The 18,001-nt window shown below is 72.8% G+C and carries 20 protein-coding genes; 13 read left to right on the top strand and 7 right to left on the bottom strand.

The window, feature by feature from the left end; all coding sequences use genetic code 11:
- The first annotated feature begins 102 nt into the window (after positions 1–102).
- Positions 103–555: a PGPGW domain-containing protein gene (locus AB0K51_RS04740; RefSeq protein WP_363450519.1), complete on the top strand. Its 453-nt coding sequence runs from the start codon at positions 103–105 to the stop codon at positions 553–555.
- Between the two features lie 37 nt (positions 556–592).
- Here the strand turns inward: AB0K51_RS04740 and AB0K51_RS04735 are convergent, their stop codons facing one another.
- Positions 593–2,878, bottom strand: a complete 2,286-nt coding sequence (locus AB0K51_RS04735; RefSeq protein ID WP_363450517.1) for an MMPL family transporter — start codon at positions 2,876–2,878, stop codon at positions 593–595.
- 231 nt (positions 2,879–3,109) lie between these two features.
- On the opposite strand from AB0K51_RS04735, the gene AB0K51_RS04730 reads away from it, so the two are divergent.
- A complete protein-coding gene (locus tag AB0K51_RS04730) occupies positions 3,110–3,934 on the top strand; it encodes a hypothetical protein (RefSeq protein WP_363450515.1) in 825 nt (274 codons plus the stop codon).
- 169 nt (positions 3,935–4,103) lie between these two features.
- On the top strand, positions 4,104–5,699 hold the full coding sequence (locus AB0K51_RS04725) for a M4 family metallopeptidase (RefSeq protein WP_363450513.1): 1,596 nt from the start codon (positions 4,104–4,106) through the stop codon (positions 5,697–5,699).
- A 69-nt stretch (positions 5,700–5,768) separates the two neighbouring features.
- Here AB0K51_RS04725 and AB0K51_RS04720 read toward each other — a convergent pair whose 3' ends face one another.
- Positions 5,769–6,152: a VOC family protein gene (locus AB0K51_RS04720; protein ID WP_363450511.1), complete on the bottom strand. Its 384-nt coding sequence runs from the start codon at positions 6,150–6,152 to the stop codon at positions 5,769–5,771.
- Between the two features lie 31 nt (positions 6,153–6,183).
- Positions 6,184–6,408, bottom strand: a complete 225-nt coding sequence (locus tag AB0K51_RS04715; protein WP_363450509.1) for a hypothetical protein — start codon at positions 6,406–6,408, stop codon at positions 6,184–6,186.
- Between the two features lie 220 nt (positions 6,409–6,628).
- Here AB0K51_RS04715 and AB0K51_RS04710 point away from each other — a divergent pair, with 220 nt between their 5' ends.
- The 4 genes from AB0K51_RS04710 (at position 6,629) to AB0K51_RS04695 (ending at position 9,285) form a co-directional block, all read left to right on the top strand.
- Positions 6,629–6,841, top strand: a complete 213-nt coding sequence (locus tag AB0K51_RS04710; protein ID WP_363450507.1) for an EF-hand domain-containing protein — start codon at positions 6,629–6,631, stop codon at positions 6,839–6,841.
- Positions 6,842–7,017: 176 nt separating this feature from the next.
- Positions 7,018–8,313, top strand: coding sequence for a hypothetical protein (locus tag AB0K51_RS04705; RefSeq protein ID WP_363450505.1), 1,296 nt, complete (start codon positions 7,018–7,020; stop codon positions 8,311–8,313).
- Positions 8,314–8,380: 67 nt separating this feature from the next.
- A complete protein-coding gene (locus tag AB0K51_RS04700) occupies positions 8,381–9,004 on the top strand; it encodes a hypothetical protein (protein WP_363450503.1) in 624 nt (207 codons plus the stop codon).
- Positions 9,005–9,018: 14 nt separating this feature from the next.
- Positions 9,019–9,285 (top strand): hypothetical protein, encoded by a 267-nt coding sequence (locus AB0K51_RS04695; RefSeq protein ID WP_363450501.1) that lies wholly within the window; start codon positions 9,019–9,021, stop codon positions 9,283–9,285.
- 18 nt (positions 9,286–9,303) lie between these two features.
- Here the strand turns inward: AB0K51_RS04695 and AB0K51_RS04690 are convergent, their stop codons facing one another.
- Positions 9,304–9,564 carry an ATP-binding protein gene (locus AB0K51_RS04690; RefSeq protein WP_363450498.1) on the bottom strand — a complete coding sequence of 87 codons (261 nt, stop codon included), beginning with the start codon at positions 9,562–9,564 and terminating at the stop codon, positions 9,304–9,306.
- Positions 9,565–9,663: 99 nt separating this feature from the next.
- Here AB0K51_RS04690 and AB0K51_RS04685 point away from each other — a divergent pair, with 99 nt between their 5' ends.
- Together AB0K51_RS04685 and AB0K51_RS04680 are read left to right on the top strand one after the other, a co-directional pair.
- Entirely contained in the window at positions 9,664–10,857 is a 1,194-nt protein-coding gene (locus AB0K51_RS04685; RefSeq protein WP_363450496.1) for a serine hydrolase domain-containing protein, read from the top strand.
- 110 nt (positions 10,858–10,967) lie between these two features.
- Positions 10,968–11,840, top strand: coding sequence for a class I SAM-dependent methyltransferase (locus AB0K51_RS04680; RefSeq protein WP_363450494.1), 873 nt, complete (start codon positions 10,968–10,970; stop codon positions 11,838–11,840).
- Positions 11,841–11,847: 7 nt separating this feature from the next.
- Here the strand turns inward: AB0K51_RS04680 and AB0K51_RS04675 are convergent, their stop codons facing one another.
- Positions 11,848–12,246: a hypothetical protein gene (locus AB0K51_RS04675; RefSeq protein WP_363450492.1), complete on the bottom strand. Its 399-nt coding sequence runs from the start codon at positions 12,244–12,246 to the stop codon at positions 11,848–11,850.
- Positions 12,247–12,347: 101 nt separating this feature from the next.
- Here AB0K51_RS04675 and AB0K51_RS04670 point away from each other — a divergent pair, with 101 nt between their 5' ends.
- The 3 genes from AB0K51_RS04670 (at position 12,348) to AB0K51_RS04660 (ending at position 15,159) form a co-directional block, all read left to right on the top strand.
- On the top strand, positions 12,348–13,280 hold the full coding sequence (locus tag AB0K51_RS04670; protein ID WP_363450490.1) for a sigma-70 family RNA polymerase sigma factor: 933 nt from the start codon (positions 12,348–12,350) through the stop codon (positions 13,278–13,280).
- A gap of 59 nt (positions 13,281–13,339) precedes the next feature.
- On the top strand, positions 13,340–13,606 hold the full coding sequence (locus tag AB0K51_RS04665; protein WP_363450488.1) for a hypothetical protein: 267 nt from the start codon (positions 13,340–13,342) through the stop codon (positions 13,604–13,606).
- Between the two features lie 305 nt (positions 13,607–13,911).
- Positions 13,912–15,159: a S53 family peptidase gene (locus AB0K51_RS04660; protein ID WP_363450486.1), complete on the top strand. Its 1,248-nt coding sequence runs from the start codon at positions 13,912–13,914 to the stop codon at positions 15,157–15,159.
- Between the two features lie 100 nt (positions 15,160–15,259).
- On the opposite strand, the gene AB0K51_RS04655 is transcribed toward AB0K51_RS04660, so the two are convergent.
- Positions 15,260–16,276: a hypothetical protein gene (locus tag AB0K51_RS04655; protein ID WP_363450484.1), complete on the bottom strand. Its 1,017-nt coding sequence runs from the start codon at positions 16,274–16,276 to the stop codon at positions 15,260–15,262.
- 276 nt (positions 16,277–16,552) lie between these two features.
- Here AB0K51_RS04655 and AB0K51_RS04650 point away from each other — a divergent pair, with 276 nt between their 5' ends.
- The gene (locus tag AB0K51_RS04650) at positions 16,553–17,068 is read left to right on the top strand and encodes a hypothetical protein (RefSeq protein WP_363450482.1); all 516 of its coding nucleotides are present in this window, start codon (positions 16,553–16,555) and stop codon (positions 17,066–17,068) included.
- Between the two features lie 53 nt (positions 17,069–17,121).
- On the opposite strand, the gene AB0K51_RS04645 is transcribed toward AB0K51_RS04650, so the two are convergent.
- Positions 17,122–17,988 carry an NmrA family NAD(P)-binding protein gene (locus AB0K51_RS04645; protein WP_363450480.1) on the bottom strand — a complete coding sequence of 289 codons (867 nt, stop codon included), beginning with the start codon at positions 17,986–17,988 and terminating at the stop codon, positions 17,122–17,124.
- Positions 17,989–18,001: the final 13 nt, after the last annotated feature.

The following is an 18,001-nucleotide window of genomic DNA, read 5'->3' as shown; positions in this document are numbered from 1 at the left end:
CCGTCACCGGTCGCCCGTGACCTGCCGCCGCCCGCCCGCCGGATCCGTTCCGGCAGGCGGGCGGCCGCCGTTCCCGGTGGTCGTTCCGGTTAGGGTGGGGTGATGAGCGAGCAGCAGTGGACGCAGACCCGTGAGGGGGCCGCGACGAGCCACCCGTTGGTCCGGGTCGCGTTCGGCGTCGGCGGGGCCGTCCTGATCGTCGCCGGGGTGGCGCTGCTGGTGCTCCCCGGGCCGGGCATGCTGCTCCTGCTCGCCGGGATGATCCTCTTCTCGCGCGCCGTCCCCGCCGTCGCGCGCTACGTCGAACCGCTGCGGGTGCGGGCGATGCGCGGCGCCGAGGCCGGCGTCTCCTCGCCCTGGCGGATCGCCGGCACCGTGCTGGCCGGCCTCGCCCTGATCGGCGCGGGCGCCGCGTGGGCGCTGGTGCCCGCGCTGCCGCTGGCCGGCTGGGGTACCGGCCTCGGCCTCGCGGTCTCCGGCGTCATCCTGCTCGCCCTGATCGGCTGGAGCTACCGCCGGGTGCGGGCCGCCCGCGCCGCACAGTCCGCCGCCTGAGGGTCAGTCAGTACCGCGGGTCGCCTCCGACGGTCCGTCAGCTCGCGGCGGCCGGCGGGGCGGAGCCGCCCTCGGGGTCGATGTGGGGGAGGATCCGGTCCAGCCAGCGCGGCGTCCACCAGGCGGCCGGGCCGAGCAGGGTCATCGCGGCGGGCACCATCAGCAGGCGCACCACGGTGGCGTCGATCAGCACGCTGACCGCGAGGCCCAGGCCCATCATCTTGATCACCACGTTGTCGCTGACGATGAACGCCGCGAAGACGCTGACCATGATGAGCGCCGCACAGCCGATCACCCGCGCCGTGGTCTCCAGCGCGTGGGCGACCGCGCCGCGGCTGTCGCCGGTGCGGATCCAGTTCTCGTGCACCCGGGAGAGCAGGAAGACCTCGTAGTCCATGCTCAGGCCGAAGACGATCGCGAACATCATCATCGGCACGTAGCTCTCGATCGGGACCTTCCCCGCCACCCCGAGCGCCGGCCCGCCCCAGCCCCACTGGAAGACCGCGACCAGCACGCCGTACGAGGCGGCGATCGACACCAGGTTCAGGACCGCGGCCTTCAGCGCGACCAGCGGCGCCCGGAAGACCGCCAGGATGATCAGGAACGCCAGGCCGACGACCACCGCGATGATCGGCACCAGCCGGCTCGCCACGATGTCCAGGAAGTCGACCTGGGCCGCGGTGGTGCCGGTCACGTAGGTGGTCGCGCCGGTGCCCGCGACCGCGGCCGGCAGCACCGTGTCGGAGAGGTGGCCGACCAGGTCGGTGGTCTTCTGGTCCTGCGGCGCCTGCGCGGGGGTGACGGTGGTGAACAGGACGTCGCCGTCGCTGCTGGTCTGCAGGGGCAGGGTGCCGGCGGTGTTCGGCACCCCGGTCAGCGCCTGCTGGACCGAGGTGGCGAGTGCGGCCCGGTTCGCCTGGGGGACCGAGGTCTGGTCGACCACCACCGTGAGCGGGCCGTTGGAGCCGGGGCCGAAGGCCTCCGACATCAGGTCGAACGCGCGCCGGTCGGTGAACGAGGTCGGGTCCGCGCCGTCGTCGATGTGACCGAGCTGGATCGACGCCAGCGGGATGGCCAGCACGCCCACCACCACCAGGCCGGAGATCAGGAACCACCACGGCCGCCGCTCCACCCGGCGGGCGTAGCGGTGCCACATCCCGCCCGCGTCGTCGTCGGCGCCCTCCTGCTCGGAGTCGGCCGACGGCGAGTCGCCCTCGGCGACCGGCGTGCGGACCGTGAAGCGGTCCATGTTGCGGCCGATCAGGCCCATCATCGCGGGCAGCAGGGTCAGCGCGCCGCAGACCGCGCTGATCACCGTGACCGCGGCGGCCAGGCCCAGTTTCGCCATGAACGAGATGCCCGAGACCGACAGGCCGGCCAGTGCGACCACCACCGTGCAGCCGGAGATCAGCACCGCCCGTCCGCTGGTGGCCACCGCGTGCGCGGCCGCGGCGACCGGATCGGCGCCGTCCATCAGGTTCTGTCGATGACGGGTCAACAGGAAGAGGGCGTAGTCGATGCCGACGCCGAGGCCGATCATCGTGGCCAGCGTCGGCGCCACCGTCGCGAAGGTGGTGAGTGCCGACAACAACCCCAGCAGGCCGAGGCCGACGACCACCGACACCAGCGCGCTGACCAGCGGCAGCCCCGCCGCGATCACACTGCCGAAGCCCGCCAGCAGCACCAGGATCGCGACCGCGAAGCCGATCGCCTCGCTGCTGCGGTCGTCGGCCGGCGGCCGCGCCAACTCGCCCAGCGGACCGCCGTACTCCACCTGCACCCCGGCCTGCCGCATCGGCGCGACCGCGGCGTCCACCTGGTCCAGGTAGGCGGCCCCGAAGGAGCCGGGATCGGAGTCGAAGCGCACGGTGATGTACCCGGTCGTGCCGTCGGCGGTGAGCGGGCCGCTTGGCGGCACGGGCTGGCCCGGCGGGGGCAGCGGGTTCTGCGCGGAGAGCACGTGCGGGAGGTGCTGCAGCGAGCTGACCGCCTGGTCGACCTGGGACTGGAAGGCCGTGAGCGACTGGCCGTCGTGCAGCACGATCTGGGCGTTGGTCCCGCCCGCCGCCGGCTCGTGCGCCTGCAGCACGTCCCGGCCCTCCTGGGCCTGGGTGCCCGGCAACGAGAAGTCGTCCGAGTAGGTGCCGCCCACGGCCCGGTCGGCGATCTGCACGCCCGCCAGCGCCACCAGCCAGAGGACGATCACCAGCACCGGGCGCCGCGCGCACCACCGGCCGATCCGCCACAGTCTGCCGCGCTTGCGCGTGTCCGCGCCGCCGCCATCGACGACGCGGGCGGACCCGCCGGACGAAGACGAAGCCATCACCGCTCCAGGGGGCGCACAAACCGGAGCCACCCACGCTAGGGACGCCGCGCGCCGCCGACCGCGCACCACACCCCGCCGCCGAGCGAAACCCACCCGAACGCCGCACTCCGCCCGCCCCGCACCGGCCGGGTCGGTCCTGGACGGCCCGCGTTCAGGGCGAACCCACCGGCCGGTCACCCCTCGGCCCGAACATGGCGTCAACTCACCCACGGCAAAGTGGAGTTACCCATGCGACGGCACCTCCTCGGCGCCCTGGCGCTGGCCGGCCTGGCGCTCACCGCGACCGTCCCCGACGCCTCCGCGACGGAGACCTGGACGCAGGCGTCCCGGCAGACGTACTACCTCACCACCGCCTTCCAGCGCTCCCAGGGCATCGCCACCGACGGCACCTCCTGGTACTTCTCCTGGCAGTACGGCCTCAGCCGGGTGAGCCTCGACCAGCAGAGCGTCCAGGCGAACAACGCGGCCGCCGTTCCCGCCGCGCTGGCCGCCCAGGGCGACAACCACATCGGCGACATCGACTACTACAACGGCAAGCTGTACGTCCCGATCGAGGACGGCAGCGCCTACCAGCACCCCTACATCGCGCTCTACGACGCCGCCACGCTCGGCTACACCGGCACCGCCTACCCGCTGCCGCTCAGCGTGCAGCCCGACGGCGCGCCCTGGGTCGCCGTCGACGCGGCCCGCGGGTACGTCCACTCCTCGGCGTACAACCCGACCCCCGCGCTGAACGTCTACAGCCTGACCGACCTGCACCTGGTCAGGACCGTGCCGCTGAGCACCGTCATCGGCAGCATCCAGGGCGCGAAGATCTACCAGGGCAGCCTGTACGCCTCCTCCAACAACGCCGCCAAGTCGATCTACAGGATCGATCCCGACAGCGGCCAGGTCACCGACGTCTTCGACCGGGCCTCCTCGCTGCCGAGCGGCTCCGAGACCGAGGGGCTGGCCTTCCTGCCCACCTCCGACGGCGCCGTGATGCACGCGCTGGACGCGGTCTCCGGGCGGCTCGCCACCTATCTCTACAACTACCGGGTCACCACGTCCTGACCCTCCGTCACCCCGGCAGGCCGCGCCCGGTCCGACGCCGCGTCCGACGCTGCGTCAGGCGGGGTGTGGCTACGAACTGGTCACGTTCCGTTCTGTTAATAGAACTGTTTGCCTGTTCATCGTCAAGCTCTCACTCAGCTACCCAGCAGCTACCCGACTGGAGTACCGAGTGAGCCCCACCTCCTCCTCGCGCCGCCGCACCCTCACGGCCGGCGCGCTGGCTGCCACTGCCGCCCTCGTCGCCACCGCCGTCCAGTGCGGCACCGCCACCGCCGCCGTCGGCCGGGACGCGGCGATCGCCAAGGCCAAGGCCAACGTCTCCCACAACGCCGACCAGTTCGGCTACGGCGCCGGCCAGGACCTCAAGGTCAAGGACGTCGTCATCGACGCGGACGGCACCCAGCACGTCCGCTTCGACCGCACCTACCAGGGGCTGGCCGTCATCGGCGGCGACCTGGTGGTCCATCAGGACGCCCGCGGCAAGCTCAAGGACAGCTCCCGCGCCAAGGGCCACAACCCGGCCGTCAAGACCACCAGCCCCGCCGTGCCGGCCCAGACCAGCGCCGCCCGCGCGCTGAGCGAGGCCCCCGGCATAGCCGACGCCACCTCCACCCCCGAGCTCGTCATCTGGGCGGCCGACGGCACCGCCCGCCTGGCCTGGCAGACCACTGTCAGCGGCACCGGCAAGCAGGGCCAGCCCAGCGGCCGGGTCGTCGTCACCGACGCCACCACCGGCGAGGCCATCGACGCCTACGACTCCGAGCACCAGGCCACCGGCACCGGCCACTCCGAGTACACCGGCGACATCAGCATCGCCACCACCCTGCAGGCGAACGGCACCTACGCGCTGATCGACCCGGTCCGCGGCCACACCACCAAGGACGCCCACAACCTGTCGGCCAGCAGCATCAAGGCGACCTCGGGCACCCTCTACACCGACGCCGACAACGTCTGGGGCGACGGGAAGAAGTTCTCCACCGACCGCGCCACCGCCGCCGTCGACGCCCACGCCAACACCGCCTGGACGTACGACTACTACAAGAACACCTTCGGCCGCAGCGGCATCAAGAACGACGGCAAGGGCGCCACCGTCTTCGTGCACGTCGGCACCAACTGGGACAACGCCCAGTGGTCCGACACCTGCTTCTGCATGATGACCGGTGACGGCAACGGCACCACCGACCCCGAGCAGGTCGACCTCGACACCATGGGCCACGAGATGACCCACGGCGTCACCAGCGCCACCGCCAACCTCCGCTACAGCGGCGAGTCCGGCGGCCTCAACGAGTCCACCAGCGACATCTTCGGCACCATGGTCGAGTTCTACGCCAACAACGCCGTCGACAAGGGCGACTACCTGTTCTCCGACCAGTCCACCCCGCCGTGGCTGCGCCGCTTCGACAAGCCCTCGCTCGACGGCAGCTCCGCGGACTGCTGGAGCAAGTCGGTCGGCCGGCTGGACGTCCACAACTCCTCCGGCGTCGGCAACCACTGGTTCTACCTCGCCAGCGAGGGCAGCGGCGCCAAGACCCTCAACGGCGTCAGCTACAACTCGCCGACCTGCAACGGCTCCACCGTCGCCGGCATCGGCAACCAGAAGGTCGCCGCCATCTGGTACCGCGCCCTCACCGTCTACATGACCTCCACCACCGACTACAAGGGCGCCCGACTCGCCTCCCTGAACGCGGCCCGCGACCTCTACGGCAGCACCAGCACCGAGTACAAGGCCATCGCCGCCGCCTGGAGCGCGGTCAACGTCGCCTGACACTCCCTCACCTCCCCGTGGCGGTACGACCGGTGAACACACACCGGGCGTACCGCCACGCGGCGGTCGTCAGACCGCGGCGATGCGGGACCGGAGCAGGCAGAACTCGTTGCCCTCCGGGTCGGCGAGGACGTGCCAGGGTTCTTCGCCGGTCTGGCCCACGTCTGCGGGGCGGGCGCCGAGGGCGAGGAGGCGTTCCAGCTCGGCGTGCTGGTCACGGTCGGTGGGGCTCACGTCCAGGTGCAGGGGGAGCTTCCCGCGGCGCGGGTCACTGCTCGGACTCAGCACCAGGGTCGGCAACGGCCCGCCGAACCCGACGTCCGGCGGACCGATCTCGATGCTTCCGTCCGGCTCACGTCCGATCTCCACGTAGCCGAGCACCTCGCTCCAGAAGGCGGCGAGGCGCTCGGGGTCGGCGCAGTCCAGGACCAACTCACTGATGCGGCATGCCATACGGGCGAGTGTAGGTGTCAGGTGTCAGGTGTCAGGCGGGGGCGGGGCCGGTGGGGCGCGGCAGTTCGCCGACGAGGGCGGGGATGAAGATCAACGCGGCGGGGACGAAGAGCAGCACGATCGGAACCCCGATCGGGATCGGCGACACGGACAGGCCCGTCCGGTCCGGGGGCGCGGAAGCCTGCGCATGGGCCGTGGTCGGCGCGACCGAGAACAGCAGGGCGACGGCGGCCGCCACCGCAGAGCTTCGCAACACCTTGACTCCTCGTGACTTCCTCGGGCCGACCGGGACCGGCCGGCAACTGGCGACCAGTCAAATCGTCGGCGGTACCCGCAGCCAGCGGCGACGACCGGGCGAGTGACCTGCCCCGATGACCCGGGCGCGGCGGCGGAGGAGGCGGCCGCCGTTACAAGTAGCACGCGGTGGCGGCTATTGTGGCCGCGCCCAGAAAAGCACCAGAAAGGGGTGGACCCACATGGCGGACATCGACGAGGCCCGGCAGGCGTTCGCGCGACTCGACCTCGACGGCGACGGCCGGATCACCGCGGCCGAGCACAAGGCGGTCATGGCGCAGCTCGGCGACTTCAACGTCACCGAGACCGTCGCGCAGGCCATCATCGCCCGGCGGGACGCCAACGGCGACGGCAAGCTCTCCTTCGAGGAGTTCTACGCCTCCCTCGGGGACTGACCCCTCGACGACGGCCGGCCCGGCAGGATCCCGCGCACCCGCTGGTGCGCCTCCTTCCTGGCCGGCCGTCGTCATGTCGCCCCGCGACGCCGGTGCGCGAGGCGGATGGTGGGGGGCGGGGCCCGGGATTCCCCCCGGGGGAGAACGCGGTGCAGCCCCCCGTTAGCATCCACGCCGTGACTTTCTCCCCGGGCAGGAACACCGTGAACGCCTCCGCCGTGCCGGAGCCGAGCGTGGCCGACGCGTCGGCGTGCCAGGTGTGCGGCATCGAACTGGTCTGGGGCGGCCGCGGACGCCGGCCGAAGTACTGCTCGAAGGCGTGCTCGTCCAAGGCCGACCGGCAACGCGAGCGCGAGCGGCAGGGCGAGCGCGACCGCCGCTCCAAGGCCCTCACCCGCGCCGCCGACGCCTCCCGCCGGGAACCCCCGCTGCCCGGCGACTTCCCCGTGAGCGCCGACACCGAGGAACTGCTCGCCCTCGGCGGAAAGCTGCGCCAGCACGACCTGGTCTACCTGCTCCAGCTCGAACGCGCGGTCCGCAACGACGACCACGCCCTCGCCGAACAGGCCCTGGACGACCTCCGCCAAGCCGCCGAGCGCTACTTCGCCCGCCACCACGAACTCGCCGAACGCATCCTGACGGCCCACCACGAGAGCGACCGGCACCCGGCCGAGCCCGAGATTCCTCCCCGGGACGAAACGGCCCCGGCGGTGTCCGCCGTCACGACCGTGCTGCGCCGCGCGGTCGATCCTGCCGCCTCGCGTGCCGTTCCCCCGCGAGGCGAAGCTCAGACCCCGGTGGCTCGCCCGCTCCCGCACCAGGGGGACGGTGTGGACGGCCGGGTCGAGCCGCGCGGGGATTCCGGCACTGTTGCCGCCGGCCCCGAGGCGGAAGCCGTTCCGTCCCGGGCGGAAACCCAGGGCCTGGCCGACCATGTTCAGCCGCGGGTGGAAACGCAGGGCCTGGCCGACCGTTCGTTGTCCGGTGCCGTTCGACCGCGGGTGGAAACCCAGGCCCCGGTGACCGAGGCCGTTTCGTCCCGGGGAGGAGCGCCGAACCCCTCCGACGAGGGCGCCGGCCGGCTGCGCGACCTGGTCGACCAGCACCGGGCGCAGCAGGCCGACGCCCTCCCGTCCGCGGAGGACGAGCACGCGGCGGTGACGGTGCCTCAGCACCCGCAACTGCGCGGAGTCCCCGGCTCGGTCGAGCTCCGCATCCCGCTCGACCCGCGCGTCTTCGGCGACGGCTGGGCCCTCGAAGGCTGGTCCGGCCACCCGGACGTCTACCTGGTCACCGGCGACACCCGCGAACCCGGCTGGGTCGAACGCGGCCTGGCCGGCCTCGGCGAAGGCTGGGTCGCCGTCTACGAGGGCTACTTCATCGCCGACGCCGCCACCGACGACGTCCTCCTCCACCCGACCCCACGCGACGCCGCATACACCGTCCACCGCGCCTACCTGCAGAACCTCTGAGCCGATGCCAGCGCGGCCGGCCGTAGCCGCCGGGCGGCATTTCCCCGCGAGGACGGCTTATGAAGGCGTGGCCACACGCAAGCAAGGGGTCAACGGGCAGGTCCGCGTCGAACGTGAGCAGGTAGCGAACGCGGAGTGGCTCACGGTGTTCCAGCTGCCCACTTATGCTCCGGACCCAACCCGACCGATGGCGTCTGGTTGCTGGTCAAGCGTGACATCGGCAAACCTCGCCGCGGCCGACCTCGGCCTGCCCTGGACCTGTGAGGTCCGGGTCGACGGACCCGGAATTGGTCGAAGCTTAAAGCCGCTGGTCAGCTACGGTGGCGGTATGACTGACAGCCTGCCCGAGGATGTAGCCGACGTGCTTGACCTCGTCCTGAACCCGGACGAGCCCGCTCACGTCGCCCTCCGACGGCAGGTGCCCCGACTGAGGGTGCAATCGCGTTGTACGTGCGGGTGCGGCAGTGCCTACTTCGAGCTCGACGCCGACGCGGTGGAGCCCGCGCCGACGGGGCTCGGCACTGTCGTGGCTGCCGACATGCAGCTGTTCACCGAGACCGGCGAGTGCCCTGGTGAGGTCCTGGTCTTCGCGCAAGGCGGCTACCTCTCATGGCTGGAGGTCTGCTCCTGGAGCGATGACATCGAGGTGAATCTCGCTGCGGCACGGCGCTGGCTGCAGCCACCGTCCTGAAGCGGCAGGAACGGTTGTGGATCGCGGACTATCTGGACCACGGGCAGGTGGCCGCGTCCTGGATGGGAGCGTCGAGGTGCCGGCTGTGTTCGCGCTCCAACGGGTCCCGTGATCTCACCGATGGCTACTACCTCTGGCCGGAAGGGCTCGCTCACTACGTCCTCGACCACGGCGTCAGGCTGCCGGCCGAGTTCGTCGACCACGTCGAACAGAGGGCTCGAGATCTGGAGGAGCTGGAGCGGGACAGCTCGTGGTGGCGGCTGAACGCTGTCAGAACGTAGGCGCAGGCATCGGCCCGTTCAGTCGTGGTGTGCGCGCTTGTCATGTGCGAGGAGTTCGCGGCACCGGCGGTTGCGGTAGGTGTCGCTGGCGAGAGTAAGGACGTGGGCGTGGCGAACCAGGCGGTCGATCATCGCGGCGGCCACGACGTCAGCGGAGAACGTCTCTCCCGAGCGCCCGCAGGCCAGGTTCGAGGTGACCGTGAAGAGGCCTACCCGTACAGCCGTGGCCGGACAGGTATCTGAAGGAGTTTCAGGTGTGCGCTCGGCCAGGTGGGTCACGGGTGGGCCGGTGCTGTTTCCGGGCGTTGTCGGTGGGTGATGCCTTGCAGCCGGGGCGGCGATCGGTCGCGCCGCCGACTCGTCGTTCGGAGGGTTTCTGTGTCGCTGCGCTCGCGCCGTTCTCCGCTGACCCGTCGCGGTGGGCACGCGGTCACCGCGCTGCTCGCCGCCGCTGCCGCGCTGGCGCTGGTGCCCGCCGGGCCCGCCGCCGCGCGGTCGCACGGGGACGGCGACCGCGCGCTGCGGGCCCGCCTGCAGGAACTGGTGGACCGGCCGGACGGGCCGCCCGGGGCGATCGCGGTGCTCCGCGACGGTGAGCACCTGCGGGTGTACCGCGCCGGGGTGGCGGAGGTGGGTACCGGGCGGCCGCCGCAGCCGGGCGACCACATGCGGCTGGCGAGCGCCGCGAAGGCGTTCAGCGGCGCGGTCGCACTGCGCCTGGTCGACTGCGGCCTGCTCGGCCTGGACGACACCCTCGCCGACCGGCTGCCCTCGCTGCCCGCCGCCTGGGGCGCGGTGACGCTGCGTCAGCTGCTCAACCACACCAGCGGGCTGCCGGACTACAGCAACTCGCCCGACTTCGTCGAGCTGCTCCTCGCCGACCCGCACCGGGTGTTCGACTCCCGGCACCTGCTCGATTTCGTCGCGGAGAAGCCGCTGGAGTTCGACCCCGGTTCGCGGTACCACTACTCCAACTCCGACAACATCGCCGTCGCCCTGATGGCCGAGGCCGCGACCGGTCAGCGCTACGAGGACCTGCTGGACTCGGAGGTCTACCGGCAACTGGGCCTGACCCGGACCAGCCTGCCGTCCGGCTACCTGCTGCCCACGCCCTACCTGCACGGCTACGCCGTCCGTCCGAACACCGCGCCCGAGGACGTCAGCACCCAGTTCGGCGCCTCCGGCGCCTGGGCGTCCGGCGGCATCGTGTCCACGCCGAAGGACTTCAGCGCCTTCGCGGCCGGGTACGCGGGCGGGCCGCTGATCAGCGACGCCACCCGTGAGCAGCAGCGCGCCTTCGTCGCGGGCAGCTCCGAGCCCGCGGGTCCCGGGGCCAACCGCGCCGGGCTGGCGATCTTCGAGTACACCACCCGCTGCGGTGTGGTGTACGGCCACACGGGCAACACCGCCGGCTACACCCAGTTCGGCGCCGGCACCCCGGACGGCCGCCGCAGTGTCACCGTCTCCCTCACCGCGCAGGTCAACGAGCGGAGCAACCCCGACCTGCTGGCCCACCTGCGCGCCGTCGAGGAGGACTTCGTCTGCGCCCTGCTGGACCAGCCCCCCGCGTGAGCCCCGCGGGCGCGGTCGAACGGCTCGTGGCCGGATCGGGATCTGAGGGTGCTTCAGGAATTGACCATTTTGTGATATAGTGTCAGAAATTGCCGTTAATGTTCGGCGTCATGGCGAACAACGGACAGCCGAGCCGGACGGCTCTCATGGCGGCCGCCGCGCGTGCGGCGCACCTCCTCGTGGACGGCACCCCTTCGATCCTGGTCGACCCGCTGGCCCAGCCGCTGCTGGGGGAGCGGGCCGAGGAACTGCTCGGGTACCACCGGGCGTACGGTGCGCATCCCGTGCTGGCGGGGGCGCGGGCGACGGCCGTCACCCGGAGCCGGTACACCGAGGACCGGCTGGCGGAGGCGGTGGGGCGGGGCGTCGAGCAGTACGTGGTGCTCGGGGCGGGGCTGGACTCCTTCGGGTTCCGGTCACCGTGGGGGGATCGGGTCCGGGTGTTCGAGGTCGACCGGCCCGGGATGCAGGAGTGGAAGCGGGCGGCGCTGGCCGACGCGGGGGTTCAGGTGCCGTCGTCGGTGGGCTTCGTCCCCGTCGACTTCGAGCGGGAAGGCGCCGCGGTCCTGGGGGAGCGCCTGGTGGGGGCGGGCTTCGATCCGGAGCGGCCCGCGCTGGTGAGTTGGCTCGGCGTGACGATGTACCTGAGCCGGGAGGCGGTCGGGCGGACGCTGGCGGCCGTCGGCGGCTTCGCGCCCGGTACCGAGATCGTCGTGGAGCACCTGCTCCCGGAGGGGCAGCGCGACGAGGCCGGGCAGGCCTACGCGGAGCAGGTGATGGCGGCGGCCGCGGAGCAGGGCGAGCCGTGGCGGACCTTCCTCGGGGTCGAGGAGATGGACGGGCTGCTGCGTGCACACCGGCTGCAGCCCGTCGAGTACGTCGGCCAGCGGGAGGCGATCGCGCCCGCGGAGTGGGAACGCGGCGACGCGCTGCGGCCGTTCGAGCTGTCCGTCCTGGCGCGCGCGAGCGTCCCCACCCGGTGACGGGTTGTTAGCGGCGGGGCGTGCGGGCGCTCTGCCGGGCCAGGTCCAGGATGCTGAGGCCGAACATGGTGACGCCGAGCGGGACGTGGACCGACGGGACGTGGGCGATGCCCAGGACGACCTGGACGGACGCGAGGGTGAGGAAGCCGACGGCGTGGGCGATCGGGCGGGGGGAGCCGCCGCCCGGACGCCAGGCGAGGACGGCGGCGAGGACGTAGAGCATGGAGGCGCCGTACATCACGCGGGCGCCGATGCCGTGCAGGAGTTCGCCGTGGGAGGAGGCGAGCAGCACGCCGGCGGTGACGGCCTGGAAGAAGATGGCGAGGGTCTGCAGCGCGACCGACGTGCGCAGGAAGGTCGCGGCGCGGTCCGAGGTGCGGTACGAGGTGGTGGTCTGGGTGGTCACGGTGCAGTCCCCTTGTCCGCCCGGAGGCAGGTGATCGATAAGGTCTCACCCGTTCGACGACGTAGCCCCGCGAAGTGCAAGGCGGGGCCGGAGGGGGAGCGGTGTCGGGGAGCGGGACGGTCGGCGCGGGGCCGGGGGAACGGCGTCAACTGGTCAACGTGGCCTACCGGTTGCTGGGGTCGGTGACCGAGGCGGAGGATGCCGTGCAGGAGGCCTACACCCGGTGGTTCGCGCAGCCGGCGGGCAAGCGGGAGGCCGTCGCGTCGCCCGGCGCGTGGCTGACGACCGTGACCGGGCGGATCTGCCTGGACGTGCTCGGCTCGGCGCGGGTCCGGCGCGAGCGGTACGTGGGGGAGTGGCTGCCGGAGCCGGTGCCCGACCGCGGGGAGTGGGCCGGACGGCTCCCCGCGGCTGACCCGGCCGACCAGATCACCCTGGACGAGTCGGTGACGATGGCGTTCCTGGTGGTGCTGGAGACGATGACGCCCGCCGAGCGGGTGGCGTTCGTGCTGCACGACGTGTTCCGGTACTCGTTCCCCGAGATCTCCACCATCGTGGGCCGGACGCCGGGCGCCTGCCGGGAGCTGGCCAGCTCCGGCCGCCGCCGGGTGCGGGCCGCGAAGTCGGCTGCGGGGCAAGGGACTTCGGCGGCCGGGCAAGGGACTTCGACGGTCGGGCAGGCCGAGGTGGTGCGGCACGTCAAGGAGGCGTGGGAGGCCAGGAACATCGCGGCGCTGGTCGGCGTGCTGGACCCGGACGCGGTGATGACGGCGGACGGCGGCGGCCTGGTCGGCACCGTGCTGCGGCCGGTCGAGGGCGGCGCCCGGATCGCGCAGTACATGATCGCGATCGCCGACAAGGCACCCGGGCTGCGCCTGCTGGAGTGCACGGTGGCCGGTGCGCCCGGACTGGTGGCCCAACTCGGCGGCGTGACCGCCACGGTGGCCGCCTTCGCCACCGCGGGCGGCCGGGCGACCCGGATCTGGGTGGTCCGCAACCCCGAGAAGCTGCGGCTCTGGACGCCGGCCGACTAGCGGGGTGAGGGCGGCGGCCCGGCCGGGGGATGTCGGTGGCGGCTGCGAGGGTGGCCGGTATGGACGACGAGGAGCTGCTGAGGGGCCGGGTCTACGGCGCGGACCACGACGATCCGGGGCCGCGGCCGGGCCGGACCTACCGCGAGCTGTGCGGTGGACCGTTGGACGGGCTGCTGCTGGACGTCACCGGCTGGACCACCGAGCTGCTCGTCGGCGGCACCGCGCTCTCCACCGAACTCGGCCGCTTCGGCGCCGGCGGGCGCTCCCGCTACCGGCCCCGGCCCGGGAACCCGCTGCGGTGGGACTGGACCGGCGACACCCGGTAGGAGGGCGGGGGAGGGGACCGGGGAAACGGAGGCAAAGACTCCTCGAGCGAAGCGGCGTCGACTGACAAAGGGTCAGCGGGGCGGGGTAAAAGGCTGGTTCGGATTCCTGCGGACTTCTTGTTGGGCATGAGCATGCCCGGATAGCGTCGAACGCCAGTCCCGAGGTTCCACGGACCCGCCCGGCCCGGCGGCGGCCCCAGATCCCCGCCGTCGAGCCTGCCCCGCCGCGCGCCCGGACACCCATCCGCCCGCGCGGCTCGGCGTGCACCGCTTCCGGTCACCCCAGCCACAGGAGGCAATCCCCCATGCGCACTTCCGTCGCCGCAACCCGCCGCACGGCCCTCGCCGTCGCGGGGGCCGCCGCCCTCGCTCTGTCCGCCTTCGCCACCGCAGGACCGGCGGGCGCGGCCGCCGGGCCGGAGGTCCACTCCAAGGACGGCACGTCCTGGGTCAAGGCGTGCGACACGCTCGCCAAGGGCGACACCATGGCCTGTCACGCGCTGCGTGTGACCAGCACGGTGGAGACCGTCCAGCCGCTCGGAGTCACCCCGAACGCGACCCCGTCCGGCTACGGTCCGGCCGACCTGCGCAGCGCGTACAAGCTGGCCGCGAACGGCGGCGCGGGGATGACCATCGCGATCGTGGACGCCTACAACGACCCGAACGCCGAGTCGGACATGGCCACCTACCGCGCCCAGTACGGCCTGCCCGCCTGCACCAAGGCCAGCGGCTGCTTCAAGCAGGTCAACCAGACCGGCGGCAGCTCGCTCCCGGCGAACAACACCGGCTGGGCGGGCGAGATCTCGCTCGACCTCGACATGGTCTCCGCGATCGCCCCCAACGCGAAGATCATCCTGGTGGAGGCCAGCAGCGCCACCATGGCCAACCTCGGCACCTCCGTGAACACCGCGGTCAACCTCGGGGCCAAGTTCGTCTCCAACAGCTACGGCGGCTCCGAGTCCTCCGCCGACACCTCCTACGACAGCTCCTACTTCAACCACCCGGGCGTCGCCATCACCGTCTCCTCCGGCGACTCCGCCTACGGCGCCCAGTACCCGGCGGCCTCCCGGTACGTGACCGCGGTCGGCGGCACCGCGCTGAAGAAGGACTCCAGCACCCGCGGCTGGTCGGAGAGCGTCTGGCTCACCAACTCCACCGAGGGCACCGGCTCCGGCTGCTCCAAGTACGACGCCAAGCCGAGCTGGCAGAAGGACACCGGCTGCAGCAAGCGCACCATCGCCGACGTCTCCGCGGTCGCCGACCCGGCCACCGGCGTCGCCGTCTACCAGACCTACGGCGGCAGCGGCTGGGCCGTCTACGGCGGCACCAGCGCCTCCGCCCCGATCATCGCGGGCGTCTACGCCCTGGCCGGCACCCCGAGCAGCGGCTCCAGCCCGGCCTCGTTCCCCTACGCCCACACCACGTCGCTGTTCGACGTGACCACCGGCTCCAACGGCTCCTGCTCCCCGGCCTACCTGTGCAAGGCCGGCGCCGGCTACGACGGCCCCACCGGCCTCGGCACCCCGAACGGCACCACCGCGTTCAAGGGCTGACGATCCGGCACACGCTGAGAGGCCGCCACCCGCAGTGTGCGGGTGGCGGCCTCGGCCGTGCGGCCGCAACAGGTACGGCACGGCTACGGGTGCAGCGCGGCTACAGGTACGGCGCCGCTTCGAGTTCCGCGGAGCGGCGGGCCGCGCGGACCGGGACCCGCCAGGTCCAGAAGGCGAGCGGCAGCGCGGCGAGGAGGGTGAGCAGGGCGTTCGCCGGCCAGTCGTTGCCGAGGCCGCCTGGCGGGTACACGTAGTCGTGCGAGCCCGCGTCCCGCGCGCGGACCTGGAAGCCGGCCGGGTACAGCGAGTCGTCGCCGCGCAGGGCCAGGTCGGTGCGTACCACGCGGCCGTCGTCCGAGACGAAGTCCCCGTGGACGTGGCAGGCGCCCTTGGCGCAGTACTCAGGCTCCGCGGTCCAGACGCCCGGACGGCCCGCACCGAGGTGGGCCTCGAGGTCCGGCACCGTGGAGCCCAGCAGCGTCGCGGACAGCAGGAGCCAGCCGAACAGGCCGAATCCGTACCGCCAAAGGCCCAGCAGGAAACGCGGGTCGGCGGCGGTGGGCGACGCGTCGTCGCGGTCGGTCTGCCGGTTCTGCTCCGCCCGGGCGATCGCCGGCGGCACCGCCTCCGCGAACCGGATGCCCGGCTCGGCGAGACCCGCGATCCGCTCCAGCTCGGCCCGGTCCGGGAGCCAGCCGCGGACGGCGTGCCGGACGTACCCGGCAGCCGCGCCGCGGGCGAACGGCTCCGGCGCCGCCACGGCGTCGTTCCGGACGATCTCCAGGCAGGGCACCGGGACGGCGTCCTCGAACTGCTCGACCACCCGGATCTCCTCGATCCGGCTCCACTGGACGGTCAGGCGCCGCGGCCGCAGCAGGGACCCCGGGGCGATCAGCACCAGACCCGGCCCGGTGGCGTCGGCCCGCAGCGCGGGATGGATCCGCAGCGCCAGGTGGAGCGTCCAGGTGGCGAAAGCCGCGGCCGGCACGTCGAAGACCGCCTGCACCCAGAACGGCAGCGGCGCGAAGGCCGGGGTCAGGCAGGCCACGGTACCGACGATCGCCCCGGGAAGGTGCGGGCTCGGGCGGTACCACTCCCGGTACGACAACGACGACATGACGACTCCGAACCATGGCGACACACGCCCTCGTACGGCTGTGTGATGCCGTGGGCGGGCCTCATTCAGGCACTGCGTGATCGCCCGGTCAAGTGCCCTGGTCACGGGCCCTGCGGCCGGTCGGCGCGTACGGGGCCCGGGGAGTGTGACGGCGGGTCAGGCTTCGGGTGGTCGGTCGGCCTTGGCCGCCGGCTCGGGGCCAGTCGTCGGGCTGACGGCGTTTCGGGTCGGAAAACCCGTCGCCGCAGGTGGGAGTCGGTGGCTACGCTCCCGCGCATGGACCTGGACGAAGCGCTGAAGCCGGTGCGCCGCCTGCTGATCGAGGACGGCGCGGACGGCGTGCGGGATGCCGCGGTGGCGGTGTCGGCGGCCCGGGCCGCGCTGGTCGGCGGGGCGGACGCGCCGACCCTGTGGGAGCTCGCGGTGCTGCCCGAGTGGGACCACCTGGAGGCGCGGCGCCTGCTCGCCGCGGTGGCCGAGGAGTTGGGCCCGGCCCTGCGACTGCCCGTCAGTTCGCAGGAGTGCGAGTGGGCGCAGGCCCGGTACGCGTTGGAGGACCTGCTGGCGGGTCGGCTGAGCCCCGAGGGCGCGGCGTGGCGGATCCACTGCCTGCTGATCGCCTACGACCCGGGCTCCCCGCTGTGGCCGATCGGCGCGTTCGTGCACCACGCGGAGGAGCGGCAGTACGTCTCGGACGCGCGGTACGCGGAGCTGGTGGCCGAGCTGCACGAGCTGGCGCGCGGGGTGCTGGCGGAGCCGGCCGATCCGGCCGATCTGGCTGACCGCGGCTGACGGGCCGGACGTCCGGTGTCCCGGGAGGTCCGGCCCGCCGTGCTGATCGAGGGTCAGTGGAAGTGGTGCAGGTTCTCGCCGAGGAAGGCCTCCAAGGTGCGAGGGGCGCGCCCGGTGAGGCGGAGGAAGGCGTCGTCCGGCGTCTCCGGGCGGGCCACCGCCAACTGCTGGATCTCCACCACGTGGCCCGCCAGCCAGTCCGGCATCCCGGCCTGGCCCACCAGGTGGGCGTGCAGCTCGGCCGGTCCGAGGTCCAGGTAGCGGATCGGTCGGCCGATCAACTCGCCCAGCAGCGCGGTGAGTTCCGGGTAGCTGAAGGCCCGTCCGCCGGTGAGCGCGTACGTACCGCCGGCCAGCTCCGGCAGGGTGAGGACCGCGGCCCCCGCATCCCCGATGTCGCGGACGTCCACGTAGTTGCACCGCGCCCCGCCCATCGCGCCGTGCACCAGCCCGGCGGCCGCGATGCCGGGTGCCAGGAGCAGCAGCTTCTGCATGAACGCGTACGGTCGCAGCACGGTGGCGGTGATGCCGGTCGAGCGCAGCCGTTCCTCGATCAGGTGGTGCCCGCGGGAGACCGCGACGGGCGAGTCCGGCTCGGCGGCGGGCGCCGAGACCTTGACGATGTGCTGCACGCCGCAGTCGACCGCCGCCTCGATCGCGTTCAGCTCGTACCGGACCTGGTGCGGCCCGTTGGCCATGGTGAGGAACACCTGCTGCGCCCCGTGGAAGGCCGCCCGCAGGGACTCCGGATCGGCGGCATCGGCCGGGACGGTCGCGGTCTGACGGAGCGTCTGCGAGTCGAGCGCGGCCGCCAGCCGGGCCGGCTCGCGGCTCAGGGCGCGGGTCGGCACGCCCAGGGCGGCGAGGCTGCGCAGGGTGGCACCGCCGGTGGCGCCGCCGGCGCCCATGATGACGATCACGATGTATGCCTTT

The sequence above is a fragment of the Kitasatospora sp. NPDC049285 genome, assembly GCF_040678815.1.
Lineage (GTDB): Bacteria > Actinomycetota > Actinomycetes > Streptomycetales > Streptomycetaceae > Kitasatospora.
This window is presented reverse-complemented; position numbering and strand designations above follow the sequence as displayed.